Here is a 16,435-nt window from a genome sequence, read left to right as displayed (position 1 = left end):
TAAATCAGTGGAGAATAACGGAGTCGAACCGTTGACCTCCTGCGTGCAAGGCAGGCGCTCTAGCCAGCTGAGCTAATCCCCCTTTTTAATTAAAAATTAAAAATCGTGAATTAAAAATTATGAACTTTTGATCCTAAATCTTTCAACTTCTAAAATTTCCTTTTTCTAAGCATACAGTCTTTTTAATTTATTTGCTTCTTATAATTTACAATTCATAATTTATAATTAACAATTTAAAAAGTAGTCCCGGGCAGACTCGAACTGCCGACCCCTACATTATCAGTGTAGTACTCTAACCAGCTGAGCTACGAGACTCTGTTTTACTTAAAATTTATTATTTGAACTAACAGCAAGAGTAATTGAATCTGGTGATTCAGAACCTTCTAAATAAACATCTTTTTTCCTCAACGTGTGTTTCCACTAACATTTGAGGCTCTAGAAAGGAGGTGTTCCAGCCGCACCTTCCGGTACGGCTACCTTGTTACGACTTAGCCCTAGTTACCAGTTTTACCCTAGGCAGCTCCTTGCGGTCACCGACTTCAGGCACCCCCAGCTTCCATGGCTTGACGGGCGGTGTGTACAAGGCCCGGGAACGTATTCACCGGATCATGGCTGATATCCGATTACTAGCGATTCCAGCTTCACGGAGTCGAGTTGCAGACTCCGATCCGAACTGTGACCGGTTTTATAGATTCGCTCCTGGTCGCCCAGTGGCTGCTCTCTGTACCGGCCATTGTAGCACGTGTGTAGCCCAAGGCGTAAGGGCCGTGATGATTTGACGTCATCCCCACCTTCCTCACAGTTTGCACTGGCAGTCTTGTTAGAGTTCCCGACATGACTCGCTGGCAACTAACAACAGGGGTTGCGCTCGTTATAGGACTTAACCTGACACCTCACGGCACGAGCTGACGACAACCATGCAGCACCTTGTAATTTGTCTTGCGAAAGATCTGTTTCCAAACCGGTCAAACTACATTTAAGCCTTGGTAAGGTTCCTCGCGTATCATCGAATTAAACCACATGCTCCACCGCTTGTGCGGGCCCCCGTCAATTCCTTTGAGTTTCATTCTTGCGAACGTACTCCCCAGGTGGGATACTTATCACTTTCGCTTAGCCACTGAAATTGCTTCCAACAGCTAGTATCCATCGTTTACGGCGTGGACTACCAGGGTATCTAATCCTGTTCGCTACCCACGCTTTCGTCCATCAGCGTCAATCCATTAGTAGTAACCTGCCTTCGCAATTGGTATTCCATGTAATCTCTAAGCATTTCACCGCTACACTACATATTCTAGTTACTTCCTAATAATTCAAGTTTAACAGTATCAATGGCCGTTCCACCGTTGAGCGATGGGCTTTCACCACTGACTTATTAAACCGCCTACGGACCCTTTAAACCCAATGATTCCGGATAACGCTTGGATCCTCCGTATTACCGCGGCTGCTGGCACGGAGTTAGCCGATCCTTATTCTTACGATACCGTCAAGCTGCTTCACGAAGCAGTGTTTCTTCTCGTATAAAAGCAGTTTACAATCCATAGGACCGTCATCCTGCACGCGGCATGGCTGGATCAGGCTTGCGCCCATTGTCCAATATTCCTCACTGCTGCCTCCCGTAGGAGTCTGGTCCGTGTCTCAGTACCAGTGTGGGGGATCTCCCTCTCAGGACCCCTACCCATCGTAGCCTTGGTAAGCCGTTACCTTACCAACTAGCTAATGGGACGCATGCTCATCTTTTACCGTTGTGACTTTAATTATAAAATGATGCCATTTCATAATACTATGAGGTATTAATCCAAATTTCTCTGGGCTATCCCTCTGTAAAAGGTAGATTGCATACGCGTTACGCACCCGTGCGCCGGTCTCTAATTCCGAAGAAATATACCCCTCGACTTGCATGTGTTAAGCCTGCCGCTAGCGTTCATCCTGAGCCAGGATCAAACTCTTCATCGTATATTTTAATATTATATTGCGATGATATCTATCGGTTCTTTTCAAATCTCTCGATTCTATTACTCTTATTCTTTTGTTTTAACATCTCTGTTAAAACGGCTGTCAATTCAATATGTCTACGAACGTGTATTTCTTTTTCTTTTCGCTTGTCTCTCAAAGCGGGTGCAAAAGTAGAAAACTTATTTCTAACTGGCAAATGTTTTTTGAAGTTTTTTTTAAGAAAATTTTCGTCTCTTTTAACTTCTTTATTTACCAATCTTTCAATGAACTTTCCGTGTTTTGCGGGGTGCAAATGTAATATCCCTTTTCGAATCCCACAAGCTTTTTTTAATCTTTTTTTGAAAATAAATTTTCGTTTTAATCTTAATCGCTTGTCAGTATTTCTGTGAACGTCTATCGCTGTTGCGGGTGCAAAAGTACACTCTTTATTCGCTTCTGCAAGCTTTTATTTTACTTATTTTTGATATATTTTCTAAGTGACTGGTTTGGCGTTTTTTACAAGGCAATCTTTTTTTTCGATTTTACCGTTTTTGAGCAATTGGGGCCATTTTACCGCAAAGAGGCTAAGTTTTTCTTCTCTGGTTTTGTTTGCCAAAGATCGCAAAGCTGGATTTTTCCTTGGTTTTATTAATCGCGCAAAGACGCAAAGGCGCAAAGTTTTCTCTTTTATCTCGTATTTTTCTGTTTTACGCCTCGTCTTTCCTTTGAAAACCTCTGCCCTAGCCCCGATAGTCCCGAAGTGTCGGGAGAAAATCCTTTTGCTTTTTCCTTTAAAAAGCAAAAGATTGGAACGTCCCGAGACTTCGGGAGCGGGAAATAGCTTCAAATTCCAATAATGCTTCTTGTAAACCTTCGGTTCATTCAGAGGAATGAAACTTACTCTTATATATAGAGTTCATCTTTCTCCTTATATATAGGTACCAAAAATAAACCAGACAGGTTTCAAAAACTTGTCGAGTTGTTGGATAATATTCTTCCTTATATATAGGAGTATGATTTTATACTTATGTATGTATGCTTAATTTAAACTGTCGATTACTTCTTTGGTGATTTGAATACTTTTGAGTTTAGCTTGATGATCGAAGATTGGACTGGTTACCATCAGTTCGTCGATTCTGGAATAGTCTATAAACTTTTTAAGATCTATTATTAACTGTTCTTTGTTTCCTGTAAAAGTACATGCGGTCATTTGATTGACATGAAAACGTTCTTCTTCGCCCATGATATCATCCAGAGACGGAACTGGCGGCTGCAAACCTTTGCGATCATTACGAATCAGATTAAGAAACATTTGATACAAACTTGTTGATAGAAATTCGGCTTCTTCGTTTGTATCTGCGGCAACTATATTAACACAAGCCATTGTTTTAGGTTTATCTAAAACATCTGACGCCTGGAAATTCTCGCGATAAAACTCAAATGCCTGAATCATTTGGCGTGGTGCAAAATGTCCGGCGAATGCATAAGGCAAACCATATGCCGCGGCAAGAGCAGCACTTTCCATACTTGATCCTAAAATCCAAATTGGAATGTTTGTGCCTTCGGCTGGAAATGCGCGAACTTTTGCTGTGGCATTTTCTACCGAGAAATAATCCTGAAGCTTGGATACATTTGCCGGAAAACGCTGTGCTTGTTCAAAAAAGTCTTTTCGAATAGCTTCGGCTGTTGGTTGATCTGTTCCTGGCGCTCTTCCTAAACCTAAGTCAATTCGGTTTGGGTAAAGCGTTTCTAATGTTCCGAATTGTTCTGCTACTATTAAAGGAGAATGATTCGGTAACATGATTCCGCCAGAACCTACACGGATGTTTTTTGTATTACTTGCAATAAAACCTATTAAGACTACTGTTGCTGAACTGGCAACGTGCGCCATATTATGATGTTCGGCCAGCCAAAAACGCTTATATCCTAATTGATCTGCGAGTTGCGCTATGTCTTTTGTTTTTTGAAATGTTTCGGCTGCATTGCTATTTTGTGTGATGATAGCGAGTTCTAGTATAGAGACTGAAATTGGGTTTTTCATGAATTTTTTTGATTTGTACAAAATTAATTCATTTATAGAGATGTCTTTTCTTTTCTAGTGTTAATAGAATTATAATGTTTTGTTGCAAATAAAAAAGATCCCAATTAGATAAATTTGATAATTAATTATTGTTTTACAATAATTAATTATACATTTGCAACAACAAAACTAAATTTAAGCACAAATGAAAACCACTCATATTGTTTCGAGAATATTATTCTACGTTACCCGATTTCTGGCTATTCTTTATTTTACATTATCATCTTACTCTTTACTTACTTTAAGTACGGGATGGTTTTTGAATTTTAAAGACAATGGCAAGTATTTTCAGATTTGTTATCCTTTTACAGAACAACCTATAATGTTGGGCGATTATAATCTTCCTTATATCATTTTTGAATTTCTGTCGCCTTTGAGTCTTTATGGGCTTTTCTTTTTGTTGATCAGCAATGTGTTTAAAGTGTTTTTTCAGCCTAAATTATTTACTGAAAATGGTATTAAACATTTAAGACGATTTTATTTGGCTAATTTATTTTTGCCAGGGATTATTATATTTCTGGCTTCTATTTTTGTTTCGCTGGATAATGAGGTCTCTATATTTATTGTATTACATTTTATGCTGGGTGTATTTGCTTATTTTCTGGCAGCTATTTTTAAACAAGGATTAAACCTTCAGAACGAACAAGACTTATTTATATAATCATGCCAATAATTGTAAACGTTGATGTCATGCTTGCGAAACGTAAGATGCAAAGTAAAGAGTTGGCTGAAAAACTAGGAATTACGCCTGCCAATTTATCGATACTTAAAACCGGAAAGGCAAAAGGTATCCGATTTGATACTCTTGAGGCAATCTGTAAAATATTAGATTGCCAGCCTGGTGATATTTTAGAGTACGTAAGCGAGTAAATCTTTTTTAAATCTTAACTAAAAAAATCGGCTTTTTGAGGTCGACAGGAATTCTATTGCCTATTTTTTTCAAAATAATTATTACAATCAATCATTAAATCAATCAAAAAATGAACAGTTTATCAATCAAAAATCTCAGCAAAACGTATGAGAACGGCACACAAGCAATCAATGATGTGTCTTTGGAAATTACGAACGGAATGTTTGGTTTGTTGGGTCCAAACGGAGCCGGAAAATCTACTTTAATGCGAACTGTTGCTGCTTTGCAGGAACCAACTTCCGGAAGTATTGTCTTTAACGGAATCAATATTCTTGAAAACCCAATGTTTATTAGAGAAAATCTGGGATATCTACCACAGGAATTTGGTGTTTATCCTAAAATTTCGGCTTATCGTTTGTTGGATCATTTGGCAATTTTGAAGGGAATCATCAATAAACAAGAAAGACACGATCAGATTCTGACTTTATTACAACAAACCAATTTACTGCAACACAAGGATAAAGCCGTTCACTCCTTTTCTGGCGGAATGCGCCAAAGGTTTGGAATTGCGCAGGCTTTATTGGGAAATCCGAAGATTATTATTGTCGATGAACCTACAGCGGGGCTTGATCCTGAAGAAAGAAATCGTTTCAACAATCTTTTAAGCGAAATTGGCGAAAGCATTATTGTGCTTTTATCAACTCATATTGTCGAAGATGTTCGGGATTTGTGTACCAAAATGGCGATTATCTCAAACGGAAAATTGATTTTGGAAGGAAATCCAAATGAAACAATTGATTTATTAAAGGATAAAATCTGGATGAAAGCGATTCATAAATCTGAATTGCAGGATTATCAAACGAATTTCAACATTATATCCTCGCATTTGAATTCGGGTAAACTGAATATTCACGTTTTTGCAGATCAACAACCGGATTCTGGTTTCGACTTAATTTCTCCCGATTTAAGTGATGTTTATTTTAGTGTTTTAGCTCAAAATCAATTTAAAAAATAACGTTATGTTTTCAAAATTATTACAATTTGAATGGCATAACAATACCAGAAACTGGAGCTTTTATGCCACATTTTTAGTTTACTTAATCCTGGGATTTTTCGTTAGCGCTTTTGCAAATTTCTCTTTTTCGGGCGCTTACAAAAACAGTCCTTATGTACTGACTTATGCTATTGGTTTGATTTCCTTAACGACGATTTTCTCAACTACACTTCAGGTTGCGCAGAATTTTCTAAAAGAATATGAAACTAAATTCGATTCGATCATTTTTACGACACCTATTTCTAAGTTCCATTATTTAGGAAGTAAGTTTATTGTTGCTTTTGGAATTGCAGTTGTTTCTTTTGGCCTGTTTATAATCGGGATGATAATTGGTCATTTGATGCCTTGGTTATCCAAAGATGAAATTGGTCCGTTTTCGTTCTTGAATTATTTTTGGCCGTATTTGATTTTGGTTATCCCGAATATCTTATTATGTCTTTCTGTTTTGACGACTTTAGCTTGGTTAACCAGAAGCAAACTCTTTATATATGTAGGCGGTTTTATGGTTTACATTTTATATATCGCCGGTTCGTTGTTCTCCAACTCTCCTATTTTTGCCAATGCTTCGCCTTCATCAGCGGCTGCAATGTCGTTTGCTGCGAAAATTGATCCGTTTGGGTTAGCGGCTTTTCTGGAACAAACGAGATATTTTACAGCTATTGAGAAAAATACCAATCTTCTGGATTTATCCGGTAATTTTCTGTTTAATAGAATTCTTTGGTTAAGTATTTCTGTTCTATTGATTTTGGTGTCTTATCGTTTCTTTTCTTTTAGAAAAACGAAAACTAAAAAAGTAAAACCAATTAAAGTTTTAAAAGCAGAAAACATTTCTTTTTCTACAGAAGCACCCAAAAATATCGAATTCAGAACATTCAAACACAATTTCTTAGTTTTTAAAAGTTACATCAAAATGGATGTTTCCCTAATCTTGAAAGGAATTCCGTTTCTATTAATAGCGCTTTTATTCTCAGGATTATTAGCAATTGAAATTTCAGACGAGATTGATGGCGGAATCAGATTGCCGCAAAACATCGCCAATACTGCTCTGATGATTAGCACGCTTATGGATCGTTTGCCTTTTATTCTGATTATCATTCTGCTTTTTTATAGCAACGAATTAATAAACCGAAGCGAAACTTCTAGATTTGAAATGTTGGAAAACACAACGTCTTATCAACAAACGGTGGTTTTACTCTCCAAAATCATTTCGCTTTTTACAATTCCGCTTCTTATAATTGCTCTGAGTATTTTGATTGGTTGTGGCTTTCAAATCGTTCATAACAATGCTCCAATAGAATTTGAGCTTTATCTTTCGCTATTTTATTATTTAGGTTTCCCCATTTTATTGATTTCGATTTTAGTTGTTTTTATTCAAACGGTTGTTTCTAATAAATATCTGGGACTTTCTATCGCAACAATTATTACGGTCTTAATAAGTACCGGAATTGGTGAACAATTAGGAATTTCTCATCCTTTATTGAGATTTGGTGATTCTTTTAAAAGAGAATATTTTGATTTGAATGGTTTTGGAAAATATACTTTTGCGTTTGATGTTTCGATGTTGTACAATTTCGGATTGGCTTTGACTCTACTAATCCTGACAGGAATTTTATGGAAACGAAATACTTCTGTCCTAAAATCATTCCGAAGACATTCCTTTACTACAATTCAAAAGGGAGTTTTTGCTTTAGGAATTCTTCTTTTTATTGGCTTTGGAAGTTACCTTTTTTATAAAACCAATATTGAATATCCATATATTACTGAAGAAGATCAGAATAATTGGAGTGAACAATATGAGTTGCAATTCAAAAAATATACTGATTTACGGCAACCAACTATAATTTCTGTAAAAAGTAATGTAGATTTATTTCCGTCGGAAAACCGATATGAAGTAAAAGGAACTTACGAATTAATCAATAATGCCGAAAAACCAATTGATAGTTTACTCCTATATATAGATCGAAATTCGAAGTTAACTTCAATTGAAATTCCGAACGCTAAAAAATTAGGTGATGTTTCAGAATTCAAGCATTATTGGTATAAACTAGAAAAGCCGCTTCAGCCTCAACAAAAAATGAAGATTTCGTTTTCATTTGAATCAACTTGGTCTCCGTTTAAAGGTCATACTTCTTTTAATTCGATTATCGAAAATGGTTCTTTTATGCGAATAAGTCGTTATTATCCTTATTTTGGTTATCAGGATTCGAACGAAATTGAAAGTAAAAAAGAACGAATAAAAAGACATTTACCCGCACAAAGCCCGCTTAAAAAACTGGAAGATAAATCGATAGTTCCATACAATTTCATTGATTACGAAACTATTGTTTCAACGTCTCAAAATCAAACTGCAATAGGAATTGGAGATTTAATTGAAAAATGGAACAAAGACGATCGCAATTATTTTCATTATAAATCAAATGGAAAAATTCCGTTTAGATTTGCTTTTTCTTCTGCTGAATATAAAATTCAAAAAACAGTTTATAAATGTATTTCAATTGAAGTTTATTATGACGCGAGACATTCTAGAAATGTTTCGAAGCTTATAAAAGATATAGAAAACACTGTAGATTATTGCCAAAACAACTTTGGAAAATATCCATATAAAACAATTCGATATGCCGAAATCTCTGCTTTTGTTAATGGTTTTGCAGCAACTTCATATCCTTCAACGGTTTTCATGAAAGAGAACTTTGGTTTTTACAGTGATTTAAATCATCGTGATAAAGAAGATATTATCAATCAATTAACGGCACATGAATTATCGCACGAATGGTGGGGAAATTCACAAATTAGTCCGGAACAAAAAGAAGGAAGCTGGATTTTGACCGAAACTTTAGCACAATATATGGAACTGATGCTTTATGAAAAAGAACATGGATTGGAAAAAGCATTAGAAACTTTAAAAATTCATCTCGATTTGTATTTAAGCAGCCGAAGTTATGATCCTGAAATGCCTCTTTATAAAACAAATTACGACACGCCGCATTTACCTTATGATAAAGGAATGCTTGTAATGCATCAATTGAAAATGTTAATTGGAGAAGAAAAAGTGAATCTTGCTTTGAAGAATTTCTTAAATCATTATAAATTTCCAAATCAAACGCCGGATTCTGAAGATTTATTAAAAGAAATTTATTCCGTAACAGATCCTAAACTGCATTACAAATTAGATGAAATGTTTAAACAAATTATTACGTATTCATCAAATGTAGTTTCGGTTGAAAGTCAAAAGAAAAATGGCTCTTATGAAGTTTCTTTTAAAGTGAATTCTGAAAAATATTCTGAGAATGCAACTGGAAAACGAAAACTGATTCCGAACGATTCTAGAATAGATATTGGTGTTTATGATGAAAACGGAAAATTATCTTCATATCCTTTTTCGATTAAAAATAATTCGGTTGAAGGGAAAATCAAACTCAAAACCAAACCTCAACGTATTATTGTTGATCCGTATTTAAAGAATATAGATACTTTTTATAAGGATAACGAAAAGGAAATTAATTAAGGTTTTATTTTTTTTTGCCACAGATTAAAATGATTAGAAAGATTAATTCTGATCATAATTTATTGTAATAAAATTTTACGCAAGCAAAAATCATTATAATCATTTTAATCTGTGGCAAAACTATTATTTCAACTCAATCGTAATTAATTTATGCTTTGTTTTTCCGTCGCTGGAAATCTTGAAATCTGGTGAATTGGCTTCTATTTCAAATTTATCCGGTGTATCAATTTCCAACGAAATAGCTCTATATCTGAATGTTTCGGGAATTTCAGGAAGTTCAATTGTAACTATTCCTTCTTTATTATTTTGCTCGTAATTAATTTTGATTCTATCACGAAGCCAAATATATTCGTAAACTTCCTGCCAAGGCGCCATCCAAATACTATCATCTCCTTTTGCTCCATATTTATTAGCAATTGTGGTCATAAAATATTTAAAATCGGGAAAACGCATGCTTAAATTCCAAAGATTTTGATTTCCCACTCCGTGTGTAAATGCGTTGTACCAAACCGGATTCGGCAATTTTGCTACTGAATCTAATGTTTTCAAATAACGATCCATAGTTTTAAATCCAATTGTATCTTTTGAACTTTGAACAAATACTCTGGCATAAATCATTTTATCAAGATTTACTTTTTCCTTTACATCAATTATTGGCCCTGAACCTACATAAGAAGCGACAGAAAAAGAACCATTTGCCAATGCATCTCTTTCATATTCTAATTGATATCCAGGATCGCTTTCGCCTCCAGGAACTACGAACTGAGACATTGTAAAACCTAAATTTTGTTTTATAGAAGCTGTATTTTCAGTTACTTCAGTCAAAAAATTAGTTCCGTGTTTGGTTGCATGATGAAAACCATGATTCAAAACATCCCAACCCGCATTATACATTTCCTTTACTTCTGCCCACGAAAGATGTCCTCGTGAAGCTGAGAAATCTTCAATTGCCGCGCCGTTAATTGCTAAACCTAATTTAAACGGAATTTTAGTTCCTAGATTATTGGTATAAAAAAGTCCTTTTGAAGTTGTTCCGTCTCCGCCTTGGTCATTTTTCCATTCGCTGATTTCTTTACCACTGATTTTTCCTCCGTTCAATAATGGAAAAGCTGTTAGATAAGTGGATCGATAACCGTCATCAACAGTAAAACTATACGCTAAATGTTTATTGAATTTTAAAGCCGAAGCTTGAATTTTTACTTTGTCAGCTGACTTTGATTTTATTTTAAATGAAATCAATTTTGGTTGTAAGGAATCCATTTTCAGGATTGGCGTATTTGCTGAGCAAACAAATATTCCACTAATAATAAGAAAAACGATAGATAAAAATGTTTTGATTTGGAGTTGTGGTATTTTCATTTGAAATATCTGATTTAGAGTCCCTAAAGATACATTTCTTTGAAAAAACTGGTTCAAAAAATTGATATTTCAATAGTATAAAATTGCATTTAACGATATATAATAATAATTATCAGACAAAACGGAAGTAGTTCTTTTATAATCAATACTTTACAAATAAGGCATGTAGTTTGTTATTTCTTAAATATTCAAAAAATCTCAAACTATCTTATTATGTACCTATCTAATACAAAAACCATTGTGTTTATTACGGGAGCGTTTGTGAGTCATTCTTGCTGGCAGGAATGGATTGTTTTTTTTGAAAATAAAGGATACAAAACCGTTGCGCCGCCGTGGCCTTACAAAAATGAATTGGCCGAAACTTTAAGAAGTGAACATCCGGATTCTAAAATTGCTCAACTGCGATTAAATATCTTAATTGATTATTATACTGAAATTATCGAAAAACTTCCTGAAAAACCCATTTTAATCGGACATTCTTACGGTGGTCTTTTGACGCAATTATTGATTCAAAAAGAACTTGCTGCCGCAGGAGTTTGTATACATTCTTTTCCTCCAAGAGGTGTTATTACCACAAAATTTTCATTTTATAAAGCCACATGGAAATCTTTGGGCTTTTTCTCCTCTGCAAAAAAGACCTATTTAATGTCGTTTAAAGAATGGCAATTTGCCTTTGCAAACGTAATGGACTTTGAAGAACAGAAAGAATCATATGAAAAATTGGCGATTCCGGAATCTAAACAAGTAATACGTGATATAATAATTTCAAATTCGGCTAAAATTAATTTTAAAAAGCCACACGTTCCCATACTTTTTTTATCAGGTTCTAATGATAATATTATACCGTCGTCGCTTAATTATTCAAATTTTAAAAAGTACAAAAATGTACATTCTATAACCTGTTATAAGGAATTTGAAAATAAAAATCATTTCGTTCTTGGACAATTGAACTGGCAAGAAACGGCTGATTTTATTGTCAATTGGCTGGAGAAAATCAGTTTAATTTAATTCTCTTTTGATTTCCAGTTTTTTTATTTTCGAATTTAATGTCGAAGGATGAATGTCAAGAATCTCTGCTGCACCACCGGTTCCTGAGATTTTTCCGTTGCATTTTTTCAGAATATATAAAATATAATCTCGTTCGTTTTCCAGAATAGTTTTAATCGAAAATGACTCGTTTGCCTGATCAGGATGCATTTTTGAAGATGGCGAAAACTCGATTTCCTTAATTGTATTTCCGTCAGTCAATAAAATGGCGCGTTGTATCACGTGTTCTAATTCTCTAATATTTCCAGGCCAATTATAATTCATAATCTGCTGTAAGGCATCTTCTGAAAGTGAAGGTGTTTTTCTTCCCATTTTCTCGCTGTAGACTTGCGTAAAATAACGTGCCAATTCCGGAATATCTTCTTTTCGCTTTTTTAATGGCGGAACCATAATTGGAAAAACATGCAAACGATAATACAAATCCATTCTAAATCGTCCGGCAGCAACTTCTTCTTCTAAGTTTTTATTAGTTGCTGCAATAATTCTCACATCAATTTTCAGAGGAGCTTTACCGCCAATACGTTCGATTTCTCTTTCCTGCAAAACACGCAGTAATTTAACCTGAAGTTCTAATGGCATCTCTCCTATTTCATCCAGAAAAATAGTTCCTCCGTCTGCTAATTCAAATTTACCAATGCGCTTGTCTAAAGCTCCGGTAAAAGCACCTCTTTCATGTCCAAAAAGCAACGATTCTGCCAGATTTTCCGGAATAGCGCCACAATTTATAATCACCAAAGGTTTGTCTTTTCGAGGAGAAAGCGCATGAATACTTTGAGCAATTTTTTCTTTTCCTGTTCCGCTTTCGCCTAAAACTAAAACGGAAGTATCTGATGGAGCTACTTTTCGGATATAATCAAAAACAGTTATCATGTGGTTGCTGTTTCCTATAATTCCTTCGAAACCAACTGCTCTTTTATCTGTATTTAAATTCTTATTTACGGTTTCTTTTTTGACTTTTTCATCCACATTCAAAGCTCCTCCAGAATAAGCTTTATTGACAAACTGAAGCAAATTACTTTCTAAATTTGATAGTAATTTTAAATTTTCATCTGAATATACGCTGAAGTTTCTACTGTAAAAAGTAAAATAAAACCTTTGAACTGATGCAATTGTAATTGGAAAAACCAAATAAGATTTGATTCCGAAATTATGAGCTATTAAACTTTTTATTGGTGCTCCCTGAAAATTATTAATCAAAGCTTCCTCACTATATATTATAGGTTTGGCATCTGGTTTTGATTTTTTGTAAGTTTCGTTTAATTCTTTTACCGAAACATCTGCAATTTTAGATAGTTTTTCTGAACTAATAATTTGGTAATCGTCTATGCTTTTTCGCATAATACCCAAATTATCATAATTGGTTGTATTAAGAAAACCAACTTCTAAATAATCAAACGAAATAAAAGATTGTATCGTTTTTGCAAATGCCAAAAGCGCTTCTTCCTTTTTTAAATCAGAATTTACAATTTCATTAATTCCATTTTGAAGCTCTAATTGCTGCACTAATTGTGATTCTAAACTATATTCCTGACGATAAAAAGCAATCTCAAGCGTGGTTAAAACATCTTGTTCTCTAAAAGGTTTTACGATAAATCCGTAAGGTTGTGTCGTTTTTGCCTGATCTAAAATACTCTTACTGGAATTTGCCGAAATGTATATAAATCCAATGCGGTTTTCTTTTAGAATTTGAGCAAGATCTATTCCGTTTCGAGCTCCTTTTAACATAATATCCACAAAAACTAAATCTGGCTTTTCATTTTGAATTTGTTCCAAAGCCTGATCAACAGAACGTGCAATTCCGGTAACTTCATAATTTGCTTTTTCGAGTATTAATTGCAAATCATGCGCTTCAATAAATTGATCTTCAACAATTAAAATTCGTTTTTTAAATGCCTTTTCAGATGTATTATTTATTCCACCGGAATTCGTTTTCATAATTGTGGTACTTTTAGTATTATATCAACGTATTATATTGGTATAAAATTAGTTAATTATTCGAAGTAAAACTCTAATTTATCAAAATATAAAACATAAAAAACTGCTTTTATGTGAATTTTCCTGATATTATTCTAAAAAACAAACCCTGTTTATTTTATATTTGTTTGATATAAAACAACATAGAATTAAATCGTAATCAGCATATGAAACAAACGTATACTTTCTGTTTTTTATTCTTCTTTATATTTCAATCCTGGGCTCAAACCTCTCCTTCTGTAACTAAATATGATTTAAAGAAAAAAAGGCTTTTGATTCAGTCTTCTTCCATGTATTTGTACAATTCAAATCAAGGTGCAATTGATGTAGATAGTTCTGTAGTTCTGGCCTGCAAAGCTTACAAATTACCTGTTTCTTTAGCATATGATGAAGGATTTAATGATGGTTCTTATTTAATAGGAAAGGATTTAATCGAAAAAAGTGATGTTAATTCCGTAAAACGTCTTCTTGCGAAATCAAAAGGCGAAGACGCAATTAAATTATCGCTTCAATTGGGTAATTTCTACCTTTTCAAACCCGGAACAAAACCTGAAGATCTTAAAAATGCATTCTTATATATTGAGAAAGCTGTTTCTGTAAGTAATCAGCTTAAAGCAAGAAAATGGCAGAATCAAAGTTTGATACTTTTGGGCAAATATTATACTCAAGCCAATAATCCTATAGAAAGTAAAAATTGTTTTGTTCAGGTAATAAACGATTGCAAAAAGCAAAACGATAAATTAGGTCTTGCAGATGCTTTAGACGCACAAGGAACGCTTTTATCAAATCTTGATCCTGAAAAAGAAAAAATTCTGCAGGAGGCGGTTTCTCTTTATGCTTCCTTAAGATTGGAAGAAAAAAGAATAGAATCTTATATGAAGATTACGACTATTTATTTTTGGACCGCCAGAATCGATGAAGCAAGAAAAAGGTTGTATCAAAATTTAATTGATCTCCGAAAAATTGGTTTCACACATCAGCAATTTGCCGAAACTACAATTGCTTACATAGAATTGACTCACCGAAGTATCAAAACTGCTTTATATTATGCTCTAAAAAGTGTAAAAAGAATGGAAACTGAAAAAGATTACACTTTCGGAGAAGTCTTTTATCTACGTTTGGGCGACGTATATAATATTTATGGTCATAATGAAGCTGCCTTAGAAATGTACAAAAAAGGTATTGATCTTGGACATCAAAACATTGATAGCGGTACTTGGTATAAAAGTTTTTTTGGTGCTGTTGCCGCTTTATCTTTAAAAGGAAAAACTAAAGAAGCCCTGGATTATATCAATTCAACAACTGAAAAATATCCTCCAAAAAGTACTTTTGATAAAATGTCAGTTAATTATATTAAGGCTAATTGCTATTATAGTTTAAAGGATTATGTGCAAGCTGAAAAGTATTTTAAAGAAATGGATTATTATGCAGCACAACTAAATACTCCTGAAACCTTTATCGAGGTTGTTCATCAATATACTCAAATGGCTTTGTTTTATATCGAAACAAACAGACCCGAAAAAGCAAAATTTTACAGTGATAAAGTTTTTGCTCTTTGCCAAACCTACAATAAAAATTATAATTCGCAGGGATTTCAGTATTTATTATTCAAGACAGATTCTGTTAATGGTAATTATAAAAGCGCAATAAAACATTTTGAAAATTATAAACAAATAAGTGATTCAACTCTTGGGATTTCTAAAAACAAGCAAATTGAAGAACTGAAAATTGAATATGAAACTAAAAATAAAGAGCAAAAAATCAAGCTCTTAAACGATCAGTCGAAATTGCAGGAAAGTGAGTTACATAAATCGAAAATCTTAAATAATTTATCGATTTGGAGTTTAATTTTGCTTTTGATTACAATCGCTTTATTGTACAACCGATACCGTTTAAAACAACGAAATCACGCTAAACTCGAATTAAAAGAAAAAGAAATCAACCAGAAAAATATTAATCTGAGACATTTACTGGATGAAAAAGAATGGTTGTTGAAAGAAATTCATCATCGTGTAAAAAACAATCTTCAAACAGTAATAAGTCTATTGAATTCTCAATCGGCATATTTGGATAATGATATGGCATTATCAGCTATAAAAAATAGTCAGCACAGAATTCATTCGATGTCTTTGATTCATCAGAAACTTTATAATTCTGAGAATATTTCGACGATAAATATGCCAAATTATATTAGAGAATTGATCGAATATTTGAAAGATTCCTTTAATCTGGGACAAAGAATTAGATTCGAAATAAAAATAGATCCGTTAGAATTAGATGTTGCTCAGGCAGTTCCGTTAGGACTTATTTTGAATGAAGCGATAACAAATTCTATAAAATATGCTTTTCCGGATGATCGAACCGGAATGATTTATATCACACTTGAAGCAATAACAGAAAATCGATATTTACTCACAATATCTGATAACGGAATTGGTGTTGATTCTGATTTTAGTGGCAAGAAAATCAATTCATTCGGTATGAGTTTAATAAAAGGTTTGAGTGATGATTTGGAAGCAAAATTCTCTATGGAAAATGATAATGGAACTATTTTGAAAATTGAATTTTCGCAAGAATTTCCAATCAATCAAAAAAGATGAATAATTTAAAACCTAAATTTGTACTTCAAAAATG

Annotated in this window: 9 protein-coding genes, 2 tRNA genes and 1 rRNA gene; 6 read left to right on the top strand and 6 right to left on the bottom strand. The window is 33.8% G+C overall.

Annotated elements, in window-relative coordinates:
- Positions 1–8 precede the first annotated feature (8 nt).
- From CLU81_RS18725 to CLU81_RS18700, 4 genes are all read right to left on the bottom strand, one after another.
- Positions 9–82, bottom strand: a tRNA-Ala gene (locus tag CLU81_RS18725).
- A gap of 159 nt (positions 83–241) precedes the next feature.
- Positions 242–315: transfer RNA gene (locus tag CLU81_RS18720), tRNA-Ile, on the bottom strand.
- Between the two features lie 124 nt (positions 316–439).
- A 16S ribosomal RNA gene (locus tag CLU81_RS18715) occupies positions 440–1,953 on the bottom strand.
- Positions 1,954–2,971: 1,018 nt separating this feature from the next.
- Positions 2,972–3,973 carry an LLM class flavin-dependent oxidoreductase gene (locus tag CLU81_RS18700; protein ID WP_099711185.1) on the bottom strand — a complete coding sequence of 334 codons (1,002 nt, stop codon included), beginning with the start codon at positions 3,971–3,973 and terminating at the stop codon, positions 2,972–2,974.
- A 184-nt stretch (positions 3,974–4,157) separates the two neighbouring features.
- On the opposite strand from CLU81_RS18700, the gene CLU81_RS18695 reads away from it, so the two are divergent.
- The 4 genes from CLU81_RS18695 (at position 4,158) to CLU81_RS18680 (ending at position 9,421) form a co-directional block, all read left to right on the top strand.
- Positions 4,158–4,673 carry a DUF2975 domain-containing protein gene (locus CLU81_RS18695; RefSeq protein WP_099711184.1) on the top strand — a complete coding sequence of 172 codons (516 nt, stop codon included), beginning with the start codon at positions 4,158–4,160 and terminating at the stop codon, positions 4,671–4,673.
- Between the two features lie 2 nt (positions 4,674–4,675).
- Positions 4,676–4,882 carry a helix-turn-helix transcriptional regulator gene (locus CLU81_RS18690; RefSeq protein ID WP_042564041.1) on the top strand — a complete coding sequence of 69 codons (207 nt, stop codon included), beginning with the start codon at positions 4,676–4,678 and terminating at the stop codon, positions 4,880–4,882.
- A 110-nt stretch (positions 4,883–4,992) separates the two neighbouring features.
- The gene (locus tag CLU81_RS18685) at positions 4,993–5,877 is read left to right on the top strand and encodes an ABC transporter ATP-binding protein (protein WP_099711183.1); all 885 of its coding nucleotides are present in this window, start codon (positions 4,993–4,995) and stop codon (positions 5,875–5,877) included.
- 4 nt (positions 5,878–5,881) lie between these two features.
- Positions 5,882–9,421: a M1 family aminopeptidase gene (locus CLU81_RS18680; protein ID WP_099711182.1), complete on the top strand. Its 3,540-nt coding sequence runs from the start codon at positions 5,882–5,884 to the stop codon at positions 9,419–9,421.
- A gap of 123 nt (positions 9,422–9,544) precedes the next feature.
- Here the strand turns inward: CLU81_RS18680 and CLU81_RS18675 are convergent, their stop codons facing one another.
- Positions 9,545–10,780, bottom strand: coding sequence for a polysaccharide deacetylase family protein (locus CLU81_RS18675; RefSeq protein WP_099711181.1), 1,236 nt, complete (start codon positions 10,778–10,780; stop codon positions 9,545–9,547).
- A 213-nt stretch (positions 10,781–10,993) separates the two neighbouring features.
- On the opposite strand from CLU81_RS18675, the gene CLU81_RS18670 reads away from it, so the two are divergent.
- Positions 10,994–11,788, top strand: a complete 795-nt coding sequence (locus CLU81_RS18670) for an alpha/beta hydrolase (protein WP_099711180.1) — start codon at positions 10,994–10,996, stop codon at positions 11,786–11,788.
- On the opposite strand, the gene CLU81_RS18665 is transcribed toward CLU81_RS18670, so the two are convergent.
- Entirely contained in the window at positions 11,780–13,762 is a 1,983-nt protein-coding gene (locus tag CLU81_RS18665) for a sigma 54-interacting response regulator (protein WP_099711179.1), read from the bottom strand. The genes CLU81_RS18670 and CLU81_RS18665 overlap by 9 nt on opposite strands.
- A gap of 206 nt (positions 13,763–13,968) precedes the next feature.
- On the opposite strand from CLU81_RS18665, the gene CLU81_RS18660 reads away from it, so the two are divergent.
- Entirely contained in the window at positions 13,969–16,401 is a 2,433-nt protein-coding gene (locus CLU81_RS18660; RefSeq protein ID WP_099711178.1) for a sensor histidine kinase, read from the top strand.
- Positions 16,402–16,435 lie beyond the last annotated feature (34 nt).

Origin of the sequence: Flavobacterium sp. 9, from assembly GCF_002754195.1 — a bacterium.
Lineage (GTDB): Bacteria > Bacteroidota > Bacteroidia > Flavobacteriales > Flavobacteriaceae > Flavobacterium.
The sequence above is the reverse complement of the archived record's forward strand: the minus strand, read 5'-3'. Positions and strand labels throughout refer to the sequence as shown.

Excerpts from the sequence above, each read along its gene's own strand:
- CLU81_RS18675 (WP_099711181.1), bottom strand. The coding sequence starts at position 10,780 with ATGAAAATACCACAACTCCAAATCAAAACATTTTTATCTATCGTTTTT.
- CLU81_RS18690 (WP_042564041.1), top strand. The coding sequence starts at position 4,676 with ATGCCAATAATTGTAAACGTTGATGTCATGCTTGCGAAACGTAAGATG.
- CLU81_RS18680 (WP_099711182.1), top strand. The coding sequence starts at position 5,882 with ATGTTTTCAAAATTATTACAATTTGAATGGCATAACAATACCAGAAAC.
- CLU81_RS18660 (WP_099711178.1), top strand. The coding sequence starts at position 13,969 with ATGAAACAAACGTATACTTTCTGTTTTTTATTCTTCTTTATATTTCAA.
- CLU81_RS18700 (WP_099711185.1), bottom strand. The coding sequence starts at position 3,973 with ATGAAAAACCCAATTTCAGTCTCTATACTAGAACTCGCTATCATCACA.
- CLU81_RS18665 (WP_099711179.1), bottom strand. The coding sequence starts at position 13,762 with ATGAAAACGAATTCCGGTGGAATAAATAATACATCTGAAAAGGCATTT.
- CLU81_RS18685 (WP_099711183.1), top strand. The coding sequence starts at position 4,993 with ATGAACAGTTTATCAATCAAAAATCTCAGCAAAACGTATGAGAACGGC.
- CLU81_RS18670 (WP_099711180.1), top strand. The coding sequence starts at position 10,994 with ATGTACCTATCTAATACAAAAACCATTGTGTTTATTACGGGAGCGTTT.
- CLU81_RS18695 (WP_099711184.1), top strand. The coding sequence starts at position 4,158 with ATGAAAACCACTCATATTGTTTCGAGAATATTATTCTACGTTACCCGA.